The sequence below is a fragment of the Paenibacillus sp. PAMC21692 genome, assembly GCF_014303795.1.
In the GTDB taxonomy this organism is placed as follows: Bacteria; Bacillota; Bacilli; order Paenibacillales; family Paenibacillaceae; genus Pristimantibacillus; species Pristimantibacillus agaridevorans.
In genome coordinates this window covers 4,112,457-4,130,697 of record NZ_CP060293.1, presented here as the reverse complement: position 1 = coordinate 4,130,697, position 18,241 = coordinate 4,112,457, and the positions used below count along the sequence as shown (strand labels likewise).

The 18,241-nt window shown below is 52.1% G+C and carries 8 protein-coding genes; all 8 read right to left on the bottom strand.

Annotation, left to right across the window (positions count from 1 at the left end; genetic code table 11):
* Nucleotides 1–174: 174 nt before the first annotated feature.
* Nucleotides 175–2,265, bottom strand: a complete 2,091-nt coding sequence (locus H7F31_RS16200; protein ID WP_187105036.1) for an MMPL family transporter — start codon at nucleotides 2,263–2,265, stop codon at nucleotides 175–177.
* 3 nt (nucleotides 2,266–2,268) lie between these two features.
* Nucleotides 2,269–2,661, bottom strand: coding sequence for a hypothetical protein (locus H7F31_RS16195; protein ID WP_187105035.1), 393 nt, complete (start codon nucleotides 2,659–2,661; stop codon nucleotides 2,269–2,271).
* A 208-nt stretch (nucleotides 2,662–2,869) separates the two neighbouring features.
* Complete coding sequence (locus tag H7F31_RS16190) at nucleotides 2,870–4,300, bottom strand: sensor histidine kinase (RefSeq protein ID WP_187105034.1); 1,431 nt, start codon at nucleotides 4,298–4,300, stop codon at nucleotides 2,870–2,872.
* Complete coding sequence (locus H7F31_RS16185; protein ID WP_187105033.1) at nucleotides 4,297–4,965, bottom strand: response regulator transcription factor; 669 nt, start codon at nucleotides 4,963–4,965, stop codon at nucleotides 4,297–4,299. Before H7F31_RS16185 ends, H7F31_RS16190 begins: the two co-directional genes overlap by 4 nt.
* Nucleotides 4,966–5,083: 118 nt before the next feature.
* Nucleotides 5,084–13,339, bottom strand: coding sequence for an immunoglobulin-like domain-containing protein (locus tag H7F31_RS16180; protein WP_187105032.1), 8,256 nt, complete (start codon nucleotides 13,337–13,339; stop codon nucleotides 5,084–5,086).
* 44 nt (nucleotides 13,340–13,383) lie between these two features.
* On the bottom strand, nucleotides 13,384–14,724 hold the full coding sequence (locus H7F31_RS16175; RefSeq protein WP_187105031.1) for an ABC transporter substrate-binding protein: 1,341 nt from the start codon (nucleotides 14,722–14,724) through the stop codon (nucleotides 13,384–13,386).
* 184 nt (nucleotides 14,725–14,908) lie between these two features.
* Nucleotides 14,909–16,435, bottom strand: a complete 1,527-nt coding sequence (locus H7F31_RS16170; protein WP_187105030.1) for a response regulator — start codon at nucleotides 16,433–16,435, stop codon at nucleotides 14,909–14,911.
* A gap of 13 nt (nucleotides 16,436–16,448) precedes the next feature.
* Nucleotides 16,449–18,221 (bottom strand): cache domain-containing sensor histidine kinase, encoded by a 1,773-nt coding sequence (locus H7F31_RS16165; RefSeq protein WP_187105029.1) that lies wholly within the window; start codon nucleotides 18,219–18,221, stop codon nucleotides 16,449–16,451.
* Between the last annotated feature and the right edge of the window lie 20 nt (nucleotides 18,222–18,241).

The following is an 18,241-nucleotide window of genomic DNA, read 5'->3' as shown; positions in this document are numbered from 1 at the left end:
AAAATAGCTCCCCTGATCTCATTGTAACAAGTCTGCGTGACCTTTAAATGTTGTAATCATTTTACTTTTTATTATACTTTTTTGATCTGCGCCGACGTAATCGTCGGGAGAGAAAAAAGAGATGACCCCTGTCTAGGACAGGAATCATCTCTTATGCGTAGCAATCCGCTTAATCTAATGGTGTTTTGCGCGTTGACGTATTAACATCATCAGCGCCGGCAAGGCGATTGGCCGAACAAGAAAGGTATCAAGCAATACGCCCGCCGCTACCGCAAATCCGAAGGCTCGCAATTCCACGACCGGCTGCGTCATTAATACGGTAAACGTTGCCGCCAAAATAAATCCAGCAGAGGAAATAACGCCGCCGGTTTTCGCGAGTCCCATTCTTACCGCTTCCGTATAGGAACGCGTCTTCTGCTCCTCGCGGATCCGCGCGACCAGCATGATCGAATAATCGACGCCGAGCGCCACGATAAATAAAAACGTATATAATGGAATGCGGTAGCTTAGCCCCTCATATCCGAGCATATTCTGGAATACGAAAACGGTTATCCCCAGCGCGGCGCCATAGGATAAAAGAATTGTAGCCAGCATATAGATCGGCATGATCCATGATCGGGTTTGCAGCAGCAGCATAAACAGAATAAGCAAAGCGACTATCATCATGACGATTTGTTCGTCGAATGCGCTAACCGCCTTTGTATCCGAGTTTACAGCCGTATCTCCTGCAATCCATAATTTCGCGTCCTTGATGCCGCTATCCTGAAGCAACGCCTCTTGATCGGCCAAAATAGTATTGGTCGTCATAAACGATTTGTCGGTATATGGATTATGAGTAGGCACGAGGGTAAGCTTTGCTACCTTCTCCGATTGATCCGATAGCTGCGGGGTATGAACGGAAGCAACGCCTTCCCGTTCTTTTAAGACTACCGCCAGCCTGCGAAGCTGCTCTGCCGAAAGGTTCTCGGAGCTCTCCACGATGAGCGTGCCGGGCGACACATCGCCGGCCGAAAACGCATCGCTCAACTTCTGATATCCTTTGACGGAAGACATCTCTCGCGGGAAGGAGTCCAGCAGATTGAACGTATATTTGATGGGCGATATCATAGCGATGCCGATCGCGAGCACCAACATTACAGCCGCAAGCGATTTCTTCGGATTTGTTGTTACGAAGAGGCTGAATCGGCCCCAATAGGTCTGCTCCACCGGTTTCGCACGATGTTTCTCGATTCGGAAAGGCCAAAAGGCCTTGGTGCCTGCCAGCGCAAACAAAGCCGGCATTAAGGTCAGCCCCGCAGCAATCATCACCCCTACCGCGATTGCAAAGACGGGAGCAAAATTGCGATACGATTCGAAGCTCGCGAAGAATAACGTCAACATGCTCATAAGCACGGTACCGCCGCTGAACAGTATCGGCTCCGTCACGTTTCGGACAGCCAGCTTCATGGCATCATGGACAGACAAGCCTTCCAGCAAATTTTCTTTGAACCGCGAGAACAATAACAACGAATAATCCGTAATAACCGCAAACAGCAGAACCATCATTATGGACAAAGCTTGCTTCTCGATTACAAATAGGTCTAGCTGTCCCATCAAGCCGAGCAGACGATCCACGATTGCATACGCGATGCCTGCTCCGATTAACGGAAGAATGGCGAGCAATAAGGAACGATAGATCACGATGAGGATCAAAAAAATGATGGCGACGGTCGCCAGGATCAATACCACATCCGCGCTTGAAAACACCTTGGAGGTATCGGCCATAATACCGGCCGGTCCCGTGTAATCGAGCTGCACATCGGAGGGTAGCCCCGCCAGCGTGTCCGCCTTCATGGCGTCAAGAAGCTCCATCACGGCGTGACTATCCAGATCGGCTGTCAAAAACCCGGGCACAAAAAACGTTTTCGCATCCTCCGCTACGAACGATTGACGCGCGCTTGGAGGCAACTCGGCAACATGTATGGCCTTCAATTCCCGCGACTCCAGAACTTTTTCTACGAAGACCGAATAATCCATAATCTCTTGTTCCGTAAATGCTGTGTCCCTGGACAATACAACAAACAATGGGATTCCCTCATCCGACGGAAAATACCGATCGACCAGCTTCTGAGCCTGAACGGATTGTCTATGCTCCGGCAATCCATGGTTCGTAATCGGAGAGGTTTGCTCCTTGGAGGAATCCGCCACGACAGACAATAGACCGGCTAGCAGCAGCCAAGCCATCACGATCAACAGCCATACCCGGTTCGCACTCCACCAACGCATGTTTTAGTCCTCCTTCTGTATCGAGAAGGTAACCGCTATGAACAGAATAAAACTAAACAAAAGCACCGTACCGCCAGCAATAAACGTAATAAGCGTGATTGTTTCGTTCATATTAAAAGGATTGACATTGTAGAACAGCATGCCGACCGTCAAACCGATCGATCCGATGACGGACAGCCACCCGTGCAAGGATACCAGCTTTTTCGCTTTCACCTTGAAAACCTGATAAAACAACCCCCAGACGAACACCGACAGCCAGCCTACTACAAGTATGTGCGCATGAACGGCGCGCAGCTGATAATTTCCGCTCCCCGCCATATCGGCCCCAAGGATCGCGCCGACCAGACCAAAAACCGCTGCCAGCCGTATAAGACGCAAGCTCCATATTTTCTCCATATAAAAAACCTCCATACTTTTATTTGTACAGAGGTAGTATATAAGTTGATTCTAAACTGTATCTAAACTGCTTTTGGCCTAAGAGGTAGTTCAAAAAGTCCGCTTCCCATCACGAAGTACTCCAAGAAGCGTATTCGGCATCGAATCTTGAATTCAGGCGAAACTTCCGGTGCTCACGTAGCTTCCACTACGCTCCGCTCCTCAGTTTCTACCTTCTTTCAATCTTCTCGGTGCTGAAAACCGAACTTTTTGAACACGAACTAATGGGCAACGTTACCGTGATGTTTGTGCCTTCGCCCGTTTCACTCGAGATTCGGATGTCTCCTTGATGCAGGGTGATCGTTTCCTTGACGATGGCCAGACCGAGACCCGTCCCCTTCGTCGACCGAGAGGCATCCGCACGGTAAAACCGCTCAAATACATGCAGCAAATCATCCTCGGCTATTCCTATGCCGGTATCCTCGAAGATCACGCTCACATGATCCTTCTCCGATTCTGTGCGGATCCGAATCTCTCCCCCGGGTTTATTGTATTTGATCGCATTCGTCAGCAGGTTCTCCCATACATTGTCCAACAAGGACTCATTGCCTGTTAGAAGTAAAGGAGCTGCGTCCAGGCTGATCGAGATCCCTTCTTTTTCGAGAAGCCAGCGGTATTTCATGACGGTCCGCTCGATTTGCTCGTGCAAGGGATAGGTTTGCATGGCAATGGCCTTATTTCGCTGATCCAGAGAGGTCAACACCAATAACTGCTTCGTTAAATTCGATAGCCGCATGGCTTCATTTTCGATCACCGACGCATATTGCAGACGTGGCTCTTCGTCAAGCTCCGCTTGCTTCAAGAGGGCGGCATACCCTCCAATATTGAGCAGCGGGGACTGAAAATCATGCGACACGTTGCGAATAAAGCTTTTCCGCTCCTCTTCGTTGGCAAGGAGCTGCTTGGCCATCCGGTTAAAGCTGGCTGCCAGCGTGCCAAGCTCGTCCGAACGGCTAACCTGCAAGCTGATCTCGAAATTTTCCGCGGCTATTTGTTTCGTGGCCGCCGTCAGCGCTTTGATCGGATGAACCAGGTACCAAGCCGAGACGATGATGGCCAGCAAGCTAATAACAAGCATCAGTAGCGCCATCCCGCCCATGATGGAATGAACCTCGCTGAACAGCAGCCGAATATCCGGACGGACGAACATCGCATAGCGCTGCTCTTCATGCACGAATGGAACGCCGATCGAATTCCGAATGTCATTGGCGAAAAAACCGGTCACAAACAGCTGTTTCGGAAAGTCGCGCATTCCATGATAGATGTCCCCGGCAATGACATCTTCAACAATCGAATTGTCGAGCTCCTTCAGCCGGTATTCTCCGCCATAGTATCCGGAAGCTCCATTTTCGCTCACCACATAGAACTGGTAACCGATTTCGCCAAGCATCGCGAAGTGTTCCTGCAAATCAAGCTCCGCATGCTCGGAAATGTACGCTGCCATACGACTCGCGATTACCGTATTTTTGGCGTCGTTCTGCTCCTTTAACACTTGATGATAATACATATTCGTTGCGAGAAAAGCGAGCACGGTGCTAAGGAGCATGATACATAGCGCGACAATGAGATATTTTACATACAGAGACGACTGCACTTTCATGGCGATACCTCTATTCGATATCCAACGCCGCGAACCGTATGGATGCGAACGTTTGAGCCCAGCGAAGCGAGCCTTTCCCTAACCCGGTTCATATGGGTATTGAGCGTATGATCGCTTTCGTATTCCAGTCCCCACACCTGCTCCATCAAATATTCCCGTTCGAACACTTGTCCGGGCCTCGATGCGAGAATGGCCAGCAGCTCGAACTCCTTGAGAGGAAGCAGCAGCTTCTTCTGTCCTTTAACCACCTGGAGCGTCTGCCGGCGTATCTCCAAATCCCCTAATGCAATCGTCGTATCCGTCGGCTTGTCGTATCTCCTTAGAATAGCCTGAATGCGAAAGAGAAGTTCTTCGGGCTCAAAGGGTTTGACCAAATAATCGTCGACTCCGGCCATAAACCCTTCGCGTTTATCCTCCAGCTCGCCCCTGGCCGTCAACATGAGCACCGGCAAGTCCCAATCTTTTTTTAGCTTTTCGGTTAGAGCCAAGCCGTCTAGCCCCGGCATCATCACATCTACGATAGCCAAATCCACTTTATCATCCATCAGCCCCAAGGCCGAATCTCCCGAAACGGCAGTCCGAACCTGATAGCGCCACGAGACTAAATGCAGCCGCACTAGCTCTAGTATGTGCAGGTCATCATCTGCCACCAATATCGTTCGCATGATCTCCCTCATTCCAAAAAGAAACATCTACTTCTTGTTCATTATAGCCGATGGACATGTGAAAAAGGGATACCCCCTGCCACGAACTCGTGAACTGATGGTATCCCTTTGTTCCTACTTATTCAACCTCTGTGTCATTACCTGAATGCTCCAGCATCGTCATTATAAATTTGACGGCTTCCGCTCTTGTGGTTTGCGCTAAAGGATCGAATGTATTGTTCCCTTTGCCCTGGAACAATCCGGCCTGAACGCCGACAGCGACATGCGCTCTGCCCCATTGCGGAATCTGATTGGCATCCGCGAATTCCGGTTGTGCATTCGGATCCACTTTAAGCTGCAAGGCACGAACAATCAAGTTCGCAACCTGAACGCGACTGGCGCCGTCCTCGGCCCCGAATCTTCCGTCGGAATAACCTTGAAGCAATCCCAATTCCACTAATGCCCGAATAGATCCGCGAGCCCACAGCGGAATTTTCGCGTCGTCAGCGAATAGGGTTCCTTCGCCTGACTCTGTTACGTTCAAATTCAACGCTCTGCTTAACATAACCGACAATTCTGCACGCGTGACAATGGCATTGGGTCTGAACGTGTCATCCTCGAAGCCCAACACGATTCCTTGCGCGACAGCTTTCTTTATCAAATTCTCTGCCCAGTGTCCCGCAATATCCGACAAGTTGGACGGGAGAGGCGGTTGCTCCTCTTCCCCCTCTTCGCCTGGCAATGGCTCTTCCGCTTTGACGATGATGGTAAACGTTTTGGTCTCCTTGACGATGCCTTTGCTGATCGTTGCGGTCATACTGACCGTCACGTCCGCCTCGCCGGCTGCAGGCCTCGCAATCAACCGTCCGTTATCTCCAATATAGTCGGTATTGGAGCTCTTCCAGGCAATTGTCGTTCCGTTAAGACCGACTGACGGCAAATTCAGATCCGCTATAACGGAAGATGTATTACCCAAGTCCAATGCATCCTTTGCTTGTTTCACCAAAGCGATATCGGGATTTATCCATACATTGCCCGAACCGTCGCCTGGACCTCCGCTTGACGTTTGCGCTTTGATCTTTACCTGGAACGTCTTTGTTCCGCTTTCCGTTCCTTTGGCGATCGTTGCGGTCAACGTTAACGTGAGATCCGCTGCGCCGACGACAGGACGTTGCAGCAAGCTGCCGTTAGCCGTCATATACGCCGGGTTCGAGCTTTCCCATGTAATTTGCGTGTCATGCAGACCGCTTGTCGGCAGACTCAGACTCGCCTTCACTGCGCTCGTGTCTCCCAGCGTCAACGCCGCCAGAGCTTCGGCAACCGCCTGCTCATCCGGATTCGTCGGCACGTCCTCTGCCGCCTTGACCGTTACGGCAAAGGACTTGCTCGTGCTGCCCTCTTCCTTGGTCACCGTCGCGGTTAATACGATCGTTGCATCGCCTTCTTCGACGCTTGGTCTGCTGATCAGCGTACCGTCATGTCCGACAATAGCCGGGTTAGAGCTCGCCCAAACGATTCCGGAATCATGCAAGCCCGTTGTCGGCAGAATCAGATCATTCTTCAAGGCATCAATCGCCGTGAGCACCAAGGCATTAGCGGCCAATTGCGCTTCCGCTTCGCCCTTCGGCATGACATCGATCGTAATGTTATCGAATGTGGCGGTCGAGTGGAACACCCTTACGCCGACGCGGCCCTGGCTAAACGTATTGTCTGTAGCCGTAACCGTACGTACTTGTTTGCCGTCATCAAGGGTAAACGTAATTTGATTGCCCTTAACGGTCAAAGTTTGCTTGACGGACTGATTCATCGTCACCTGATAGGGCAGCTCCGTACCGATCTTCACGAAATTTCCGTTTACATTTTTGTACAGGCTGATCATGGCCGCCGTATGATGCGTACTAATATTCGTTTGATAGAAATTGTTCGCATCTTGCATTCGGAACAGCATGCTGGTATCAGAGCCGCTCTTGATCGTTGCGGTTCCTTCATAGATAAAATCCGTCAGCGTTTCGTTGTAATACGCAATGCCGTTGCCGGATGGAGCAGCCAGCTTAAGCTCGCCATTTTCTACGCTCATCGCGCCTTCGGGATTGCTCCAGCCTGTTGTCGTGCCGTCCGCAAAATCTTCGGTATAGACGCGGTTTTTGGACTCGCGCGCCACGATCGGCAAAACGCCGCTTTGGCTGGCCAGCTCCCGTCCGTTCGGCAATTGCGCCAGCACTTGCACGTGGTAATGTTTTAATGTCTCTTTTGGGAATACATAGCCCATGCCCGTAATTACTTCTTCGTGCACGACATGCTGCAGCTCCTTGTCTTGCGCGATGACGACACGGTAGGAGTCCACGCCGTTGCCGGCAGGATCTTCCGGTGATTTCCAGCTTGCCCGGATAAGCTCACCGTTTGCTCCCGCTTCCTCTAGGTCGACAAAAAACGGCGTGTACATCTTGTAATCGGCCGGGAAAGCGAATAACCTTCCTTCGCCCGGCAGCAGCTCAGTCGTCAATTGTCCGGCTGCGGCATCATAATTGGCGGCTACCTCCAGACCGCTTTGTTTGGATACCTCCAGCACGTTCGAAACATCCGCATGAATATCAAAGGTAAAGCTGCCGCTATTCGTTAGCGACTTGTTGACGACCATCATATACGATCTGCCGTTTCGCTCATCAGCAAACAATGTGAGCAGCACATCATCCGTCGACTTGGTCGGCTTCCAGATAAAGTCCGCCGGAACCCTGCTGGCATTTGCCGGAATGGTGCCATTGTGATAAATTTCTTTGGCCTTCAAATTGATCAGCGTCCGGCCGATAGCCTTCACTTCGGCATTAATCTTTTGGATCCAGCCGTAAGCCTCCGTTTTTTTGCCCTCCGCATCGATGATGGCTTCGAAAAAGCTTTCGCTGCGGCCCGTAGGCGTCCACCAGGTAAACCAATGCATCGCCTTGTAGTCGTAAGCAAGCGTCGCGAAGGCATCCAGACGCATGTCGTTTTCGGTCGGCTTGCGATATTCGTTAGGCTGCCCGACGTTCCACCCGATGGATTGCAGGAACCGGGATACCGGCACGTCGTTTGCCTCGCCTACCTTGCGGAAATTGTCCAGCACGGGGAAATATACCGCTCTGTAGTCGGAAGGTCCGTAGAAAGGATAATCCGCATAATTTAAATACTTAAGTTGATCCGCGCCTACCGTGCTAACCCAGAGGTTTGCATTTGCCCCGCCGGCCAAGCTCACATACGGTACGGCATCGGGATCGTATTTCAGGAATTTCTGATAGACGGCCGCAAAATCCGTCATTTCCGCATCCGTTGGCTCATCTTTGACATAATAGCCGTACAAGCCCGGTCTGCCGTCATAGTCTCGTACAATTTCCTGTACGAGCTTATCCGTAAATCCGGCAGTCGATGGCGCGAAGCGAGTGTCGGATACCTGCACCCTCATATCTCTTGCCGCGGCAAGACGAAGCATTTCCTTGTTCGTTTCGATATCCAGCAAGTCGCCCGAATTGACATTAAGGATCAAATCCACATGCGCTTGCTGCAAGTAATCGTATTGCTCTTCATTGACAAAATCTTTGGTTGGCGGCCAGAACACGCCGATCTGAATATTTTCTTTGTCTCGATCCGGCAAGGCCTCCTTCTCGTACACTTTCACGTATTCCGCCTTAATGTCGGAGTTAAAGGCTTTGATGCCGACATAGCCGCTGGAGAACGTCGCGTCTTTAGCCGTAACCGTTAATGGCCCATCGCCATCGTCGACCGAGAACCGCAGCAGATCTCCATCCGCCACCAGCGTCATATTCATCTTGACGCCGGCTTGCGCCGTAAAGGCTACTGGCTCGCCAATTTGAGTGTAGTCGCCATTAACGTTTTTGTATAACCGGATCTGGCCATTGTTCCAGCCGTCAGTGCTCACATTCGTCTGATAGAAGTTGTTGGCATCTTGCGCGCGGACAATCAAGCTTGTATCGCTTCCGCTATCGATCGTCACTTCGGTCGTATATTTAAAATCATCGAACGAACGGCCCGAATAGTAGGCCATTCCGTTCTTCAAACGATAACCATCGTTCACGATCGAGCTTTCGGCAGACTCTTCTACAGTCCATTTATCTCCGAGCTCCGACATTTCAAAGTCCTCGCGATAATTCAGGTACCGGAATACGGGATCGTAATCGTCGTCCTGACTCGCCGGCGCTTGCCCGAACACTTCGATCTCGGCAAACTGCATCGCATAACTTCCGTTATTGTCCTGGTGCAGCTTGTTTCCTTCGACCCTCACATAACGAACATCCTGCAGCGGGCCTACATCGAATTTTTGCGCCGATCCGCTGGCGGGGTTCGTAAAGCTCTGTTTGTCATGAACCGTTGTCCAGTTCGCTTTATCCGTGGAAACGCTGATCGCAAAGTCGACCGGGAAACCAACTCCCTTGTTCAGACCCGAATCGTTGCGCGGCCACAACACCACTTGGTCGACGGTAAACAACGAGCCCAGATCGACCATAATGGAACCCGTTCCGGCAGCATTCGGGGTTGGAAGCGTCGTAAAACCCAACGCGCCCGCTTGGCCAACCGTCAGCCCGTCCACGGCTTTTTCTTTGCCCCAGCCGTCCTGCGCATATTCGCTAGATACCGTTACCATCCTGGATCTCGCCAGGTTTTGCCTTTCGGCCGATTCCGGCCGGTCCGCCATCAATACCGCCGTAAACGTCCTCTCGGCGGCATCCTGACCGACTTGCACGGTCGCTACCAGCGGAATTAGGACGTTGCCGGTTCCCGCGGAAGGCCTTTTCAATACCTCGCCGCTGCCCAGCAAATATTCCTCATTGCCGCTCGACCAGGACACCGTACTGCCTAACGGCCCTGCTGTAGGCAACGTAATATTGGCGACAATGGCGGACAAGCCATCGACTTCCAAAGCTGCTGCAGCCGCATGCGCTTGATTATTGGCAATAAGCTGGAGGTCGGCAAACTCAACATGATTGCGGCGGTTCGCTACGCCGGAATAAGAGACCAGACCCGCTTCCCAGCCAGCCGGACTGACGCCCGACAAAACAATGCGGGATTGCTGCTCCTTGCCGGCTATCGGATACCACTGCCCGTTATGGCCGTAAAATCCGGTAAACGTCTCTCCGTTTTGCACCAATTTCAGCGAGACCGGCAAAGGCGCATAATTGCCCTGCACCGCGCTTAGCATTTGGCCGTTCAGATCGCGCGCTTGCAATTCCATTCTGCCCTCCGGCGATATCGCGAGCGAGACATGGGCGGCCGTATCTGTGTCTCCCGCCGCTCGAATCAGCAACCCCGCCCGGCCGCTCTGTCCGTTTGCCGGAATCGCGTGCTCGGGTATATCAACGGACAACTGCTGCTGATGTCCGCTAACTGGCTGATACACGAAAGCATAATCGTTGCTTCCTGCAGCAATCCCTTTCGCGGCAACGCCTAACGTCAGCCCTTGCTGATCAGGGATGATCTCTCCGCTCGCCGCCCCTGCAAAGTCGTATACCCAAGGTTCGGGCAAGGCGCGTACTTCAATCACAATGTCCTTGGACTCGGCGCCTGACGATACATGGATCGTAGCCGTTCCCGGTGTCAGGGCTTTCAGGGTCATTTCTTCGATTTCAATAACTTGATCATCGCTAGTCGTTAAGTCCGGCTGCGGCACGGGCAGCAAGGACCCATCTTCCTGCCATAGTCCTGCCTGGATTTGCGTCGTCTGACCGACCAGCAAATTTGTCGCATCGGCGCTGGCCTCCAGCAGCGAAGCCGCTTCCCCTTGGTAAATCTCCAGCTCCGAAAACTGGAATGCATACTCTGCATTGTTGTCCGGTCTCATCGAGCTTGTCTCTACCCGAACGTATTTCGCCTTTTCGGCAGCAGGCAACACCAGCTCCACTGTTTGGCCGGCCGTTGGCCGAGCGATCCCGCTGCGTATCCATGCGCTATTCCAGACCACGCCGTCCATCGACGTTTTGACTTCGATCTGCTCCGGAATGCCGAAGCCGGCGGAGGCTCCGTCATTTCTTGGCCAGAGCACAATACGTTTAACGGGATAAGCCGCTCCCAGATCCACTTTGAACCAAGCCGGTGAAGTCGGGGCGGTCTTGGACGGGTAGCTGCTCCATCCGTTGCTGCTGTCAGTTACGCCGCGAACGCCGTCTACTGCATAGTTTTTGGCCCAGCCCCAATTGCCGATATCGCTGGAAACATCGACGCTTTTATTCAGCGCCAGATTTAGATCGGGATGCTGAGGCTCTGCGGGCGCCGGTAAAACGGTTGGCGTCTGCGGTCCCGTATAGCTTGGGAAATCGCCTTGCAGGGCGTACAGTCTGCCTTCGCCCGGAGGCAGACTCGTTGTCATGCGCCCTGTGGCAGCATCAAAGTTGGTCGCCGCCAACGTGCCCGTTTCTCGCGATATTTCCTGAACGGACAACACGCGATCATCCGCCTGCAGGGTAAACGTCTGGCTCTGCGTGCTGCCAAACGCTTTGTTGACCACCATCACGTACGATTGTCCCGTTTCCTTGTGCTTCATATAGGATACGATCAATTCGTCGTTCGACTGTACGGGACGCAGCAGAAAATCGGACGGTACGGATTTCGTGCTGCCCGTAGGCATCGTCGCGCCGGAATGATACACCTCATGGGCGTCCAGCTTGATCAATGTTTTGCCCAATTGGCTCATTTGGCCGTTGATGCGTTGGAAGGGTTCATACAAATCCGTTTTGTTGCCGCTCGGATCGATAATGGCATTTGTAAAAAACTCGGAACGCTCGCTTGGCGTCCAATACGTGAACCATGTGACGTATTTGAAGCCATACGCCAGATAGGAATAGGCGCTAAACGCCAGCTCGCGGCTATTGGGCCTGCGATTGTTCAAGCTTTGCGCGCTGCTGCCGAATCCAATCGACTGCAGGTATGCTCCCGTTTTGACCCCATAATCCAGTCCCACCTGACGATAGAGGTTCATCGTATCGTAATAGCTGTTGTCGAAGGAATTGGTACGGAACGGATAATGATCGTACATGAGATAACGCAAATTCGATTGACCCGCGTCGTCTTTACCGACGGCTTCCATCCAGGCGCGTACATAATCCTTTTCGTACGTCCCGCCGTAAATGTTGGGCAGCAGATTCACATAAGGATTTTTTTGGTCGTCATGCTTGAGCACTTCGCGGTAAATATGCGCCTCGCGAGCCAACTCGCCCATGCCGGGCTCATCCCGAATGTAATAACCGCCCGCGCCCCAATAATCCTTGTACGTGGCCACGACCTGCGCGATATCCGCATCCGTTCCCCGAATTCTGGGATCCGCTACATTAACCTTCAGATCCGTCTTTTCGGCAAGCTCCAAAATTTTCATGTTTTTTTCTTCGGTATCGAGACCGGAGCCCAATACGTTCTGCACCACGTCTACGTGCGCGTCTCTGATCGCCTGGTATTGCTCCAGATTGGTATGCTCCCAGGTCGGCGGCCAGAAGATGCCGATCTGGAATTGATCCTCGCCGCTTTCTATACGCTCCCTATGCGCTTTGACGATAACGTCAAACACCTTTTCGCGCTGCACGCTTCCCTTGTGGACTGTCGCCGTCAGCGTCACCGGCACATCCGGCCCGCCCGCGGCCGGACGCTGGACTCTGCCGGCAGGGGAGATGACGGACGGTTCGGTGCTCTGCCATGTAATGTTCGATTCATACAGCCCCATTGCCGGCAACGGCAAGCTGGCGTACAACTCGTTCAAACCTCCCGGAAACAGTCGGCCGTAATCGTTATCCACCGCTTCCTCGTCGCTAATGTTGAGGCTAGCTCGGAACACTTCCATCTCCCGGAACTGCAGCGTTAAAGCTCCCCGATCGTCCGAGCGCAGCTTGGTAGCTTCCAGTCGGACGTAACGCGCCTCCAGCATCGGCACCGTTGCCGTATGCGGCGTTACGGTCGTTGGCTGTTCAAATCCGGTTTCCTCGGCAACCGTCGTCCATGTCGCATTGTCCGCGGATATTTTCAGCTTAAAATCGATCGGGAAGCCGGCCCCGATGTTCACCGTGCCATTGTCGTTCCTCGGCCACAAAGCAATCTCGCCGATCGGATACGCCATGCCAAGGTCGATCTGAACCCACGCCGGATTGCTTTCGGAAGCCTGGGTTTGCGTCGGCAATGTCGTGAAACCGTTTTCCATCGCGCCTGGAAGACGGGGGCCGCTTTTGGCCCCGTCTACTAAATTACTCCTTGTCCAGCCTTCTCCCGAATTTTCATAGCTGCTGGAGGATGTTACCGATTTGCCTAAAGCTACATTTACGCGTTCGCCTTCCGCGGCTTGAGCAATCTGAGCTGTCGGCAACAGGCTTACGATTAAACTCGCAATTAGCAGATACGCCAAATATATTCGTCTGGACTTGATTCCCACGCGAATTCTGCCTCCTCTTGACATGATTTGATGGTCTGGCTGCATCAACGATTTTTAACTGCAGCTTCCCAGGCTTTATCCATGTTTTTAAGCATCTCGTCGGAATTAATCGCTTTCAGGTACACGCCTTGCGCGGACGTCATCAATTCCGCGGTTCCGGCGCCGCCGAACTCCCAGCCTTGATCCAGGAACGGATAGCTGTTGCCGCTTGCCACCACTTCCGCAATATGCTGCAGAGAAGGATCCACGTCTCCCGTCTCGCCATTGATCGTCATAAACGCCTGTTGGCTCTTCGCCCACTCCTTTTGAGTCTCCGTTTTGCTCCAGAACTCCAGATAACGTTTGGCAGCGTCGACCACTTTGGAATTTTTGTTGATGGCAAAGGTGGTTCCGACAGCGGCAGAGGCGATTACGGGTTGCCCTTCCGCATTGGAAGGCATCGGAATCATGCCCACCTCCAGCTCCGGATTCGCCGCTTTAATGCCCGGCAACGACCAGTTGCCGTCAATGTACATCGCAGCTTTGCCGGTAGCAAAGGCTTGCTGCGCTTGATCCAGACTGACGCCGGTGCTTTTTTCGGTCAAATAACCCTTCTCGTCGATACTGTACCATTGCGCGTTCATATCCTTCCAGCCTTCCAGGAAAGTGGTTTCTCCGGCATTAAGCTGCGCGTCGAAGTTCGGATTTTGGGCATATACCGTACCCGGAGCCATCGTATAAAGCGCGGCAAGCGTCATCCAGCCGTCGTTGTTGCCGATGGAGATGGGCAGGATCCCCGCTTGTTTGATTTTTTCGGCCGCCGCCAGGAACTGAGTCCAGTTTGTCGGGATCTCGATCGAAAAGTCCGTAAAAATTTGTTTGTTGTAATAGACGCCAAGCACGTTCATATCATTGGGAATCGCATAAATCTGTCCATCATTGGAAGTCGCTTTGAGCGAAGCTTCCGTGAAGTTCTTAATCCACGACTCGCCCGACAGGTCCAGCAAATATCCCGCTTTGCCATACGCGATAACATCGGACAAGCCCGGATGAATCATAATGACGTCGGAAGCGTCGTTGGCGGAGAAACGCGCTTTCAGAAACTCTTTGAATTGCGAACCCGGCATGCCCTCGTAAACGACTTTAATATCCTGGTTTTCTTGCATGAATTTTTCGTTCAGCTCGGGAAGCGCGCCAAGCTCCGCGCCTGATTTGAATCCGGTCACTTTGAGTTCGACCACCGACGCCGCAGGAGTCGGCTTATTGGAATCGTTTCCATCGGTCTGCGGCTGATTGCCGCGGTTGTTGCTTCCGTTGCCTCCGTTATTGCCCGAACAAGCCGCGATTACGAGCAACATAGCCAATATGACCAGTAGCCCTGCCAACCCTCTTGATTTTCTGTTCATTGTTGATGCCTCCCTATTTGTTTTGAATACTGTGTTTTATCACACATTAAGCGTATAAGATCGTCACAAATATGAACATTGCGTAAAATCATTATTTAGTCTGTTTTATTCGGATGTTGGTTCGCGAATCGGCCGTCTCGCTCGAAAAAAAAAGAAGAAGCGCGGCAAGCGCTCCCCTGGATCATTATTGAGCTTTCTCTCTGTAGCTCAACGGTGTCAACTTGTAATGCTTGCGAAATAACGTGCTGAAATATTTGGGGCTGGTGTAGCCGACCGCCTCCGATACCTCATACACCTTCATATCGGTTTCTCTCAGGATCCGTTTGGCCTCTTTCATGCGGACTTCCGTCAAATAGTCGATAAACTTCTGGCCGGTAGATTCCTTAAACAGCTCGCTCAAATAAGTAGGGTGCAAATAGACATGCTGGGCCAACAGCTCCAGATTCAAGTCCGCATTGGCATATTGCTCGCGTATCATATCCTGCACCCGCGCGATGATTTTCCGCTGTCCTTGATGTTCCTCGAAGCTGAGTCCTTCGACAAACTCCGAGATGGCTCGCAAAACAACGGATGGAGTAAGCGCGACAGGCAGTCGCTGCACAAGCTGCGTGACGGAGGTGCGCAAAGTTCCGGCCAGCCGGGACTGGATCGCACTGATTAACGGCGATGACATATGGGACAAAAACAAGAAGCAGCGGGCCGTAATTTGCGACGGATGCGTAAAGCTCATTCGAACAATATCTTCCTTCCATTGCCTAAGGAGCGCCAACGCATTGTCGCCTTCGTTGGTTTCCAGCGCCTGCGCCAAAGCGACAATGCGCTGCCGGTCTTCCTCCGCCTGCTGGGCGAAATCCCCTCCGCTATCGGCAAACATATGATTCAGCGCAAGCTGATAGGCATCCTGCAGCTGCTCTATATGGGCAAAGGAATCCGAGCAGCCGATCGCCTGCAGCCTTACCCCCTGCTGGTAACTGCCTCTGCGATCCCAACCCAGTTTAGACAAACGACTCTTCCATTCTCCCTGGGAGGGCATATCATTGCCCGCAATGACAAACAACGTACAAGATTGCGCGGCCACGATGCCGATTACCTGCTCGATACCGTCAGCCATGGTGCGCAAATGACCGGCTACCAGTTCAACGTGCAGGCGGTCGATATTCGTATAACCATCCTCCCAAAGCAGAAAAATGACGGAAAATTGCCGCGCTTTGCCGACTTCGCGCTCCCCTTCGCCCAAGGCGAATTGCAGCTCTTTCAAACGGTCCGTATTTTGCGTAACGAACCATTCCAACAGCAGCTTCTCGAGCTGCATCGTGGTCTGCACGTCTCTTTCCTTAATGCGGAGCTCCGTTCTTCGCACGGCCTGTACAAGCTCGTCGCGCTGCACCGGCTTTAGCAAATAATCCGATACCCCGTATCGCATCGCGGTTTGGATCATATGGAATTTCTCGTAGCCGGTCAAAATAATTTTGTGCATTTGCGGGTAGCGGGCATCCAGCTCCTTGGCAAGCTCCAGACCATTCATCCCGGGCATTTGAATATCGATAATCGCCAAATCCAATGCATACTGTCTGGATGCGCACAATGCGGCCTGCGCATCTTCGCAGGTGTCCACCACCTTCCACTCCGGCAACAAGCGACGAATCATTTGGGACAACCCGTTCCGGATCATCTCTTCGTCGTCGATGATGATCATTTGCAGTTCTGACATAGTGATCCCCCCGTTACCAATACTTCATTTTTAAAGTGACAACCGTTCCGCCGGAATCTCCCTTTCTAATATCAAGACCATACTCTTTGCCCCAATACGCTTGAATTCTTCGATGTACATTTTGCAGGCCGATATGCTGCTCCCTTTCGTGACTGTTTTCCTGCGTGCCGTCATACAGCAATTCTCGTATTTCCGCCAAACGCCGCTCGCTGATCCCCTCCCCGGTATCCAAAACTTCAATGACCAACTGCCCAGCTTCTTGCCTTCCTAGCACGGTGACCTTTCCTACGCCGCCTAACGGCGCAATGGCATGAATGATGGCATTCTCCACCAACGGCTGCAGCATCCAAGGCAATGTAAACGCATCCAATAATTCCTCGGGGAAGTCGATCACAAACTCCATTTTCGGGAAACGAATCTGCTGCAGCTGCATATAAACGCGGGTATATTCGAGCTCCCGGGAAACCGATGTTAATTCTTCATTTTGCTGCAAAGAAAGACGAAACAGTTTGCCCAGCTTCGTAACCATGTCGGCCACCTCGTAATCCTCATTCAGCTCGGCCTTCATGTTAATGGACTCCAGCGTATTGAACAGAAAATGCGGATTGACCTGGCTTCGCAGCAATTTAAATTCCGCCTGCTGCTTGTAGATCCGCATAGCCAGCTCCCGGTTTACCAGGGAGTGAATTTGCTCCACCATCATGTTAAAGCTTCTGCCCAGCTGCCCGATCTCATCTTGCGCCTTGACCTGCACGCGCACGTCGTAATCGCCAAGCTCCACGCGCAGCATGGAACGTTTCATGCGTTTCAAAGGCTCGATAATCCAGCGGGTTAATACGGATGACAACGACAGCGCGAGCAGCACCGCCACCACCGTAAACGTCCACAGCAGATTGCGCATCAAGCGCAGCTCATCCGACAATTGTTTGACGGGAACCGTATTGACGACGGACCAGCCCGTCGTGTCCGAACGCACGAACTGCACCATCGTTTCTTCCCCATGTATATAGTCGACAAATCGTCCGTATGGTCCTGCGAGCTGCGGCTCGAACGGTTGATTCATTTGGTCCTCGTCCTCATGATAAATAATTTCGCCGTTCTGATCGACGATAAACAGATTCGGGGAGGACGGCATTCGCGTTTCCGTCAGCAGCTCATGCAAAAATTCCATCGACACGTCAATCAACAAAATGCCATGCGGATTTCGTGTCGATACGTTGACGATACTGCGCGCGTAGGAAAAAATGTAATCTCCTTTTTCATTGTTTCCCGTTAACGGCCGATAAGGCGGGATAATAACCCCGCCTCCATCCGCTGCAATGACACGATCGAACCAGCCGTCGGCCGCAAAATCATCATGATTGACTTGTTGGCCGGAGCCGTATTGCGAATACTGCACCTCTTTGTCCCGAATCCAATAAATGCCTTCGATATCCTGAAACGGGATAATCAGCATCATATTTCGCAGCGCCTTGTCGACCGCTATTTTTTCCGTATAAACATGCATGGGATCTTTATTTTCCGTCAATCCGTCTATGCCGTCCAAATAAAAGGTCATGGAGAGCCGATCGATTTGGCGAATATAGTTGTCCAGATTGAGACCAATCTGATCTGTCAGGTTCAGGCCGTATTCGCCTACCCGCTCCGTCAAATTTTCATGATAACGCTGGAATCCCAACATAGTGACCACAATGACCGGAATGATAATCATCAGCGCATAAACAGAAAACAATTTTTTGTCCAGATTCCAGTCTCTGAATTGTATTACGTCCCTCCAGTGTCTCATGTCCGCAGCCCCCGAATCCC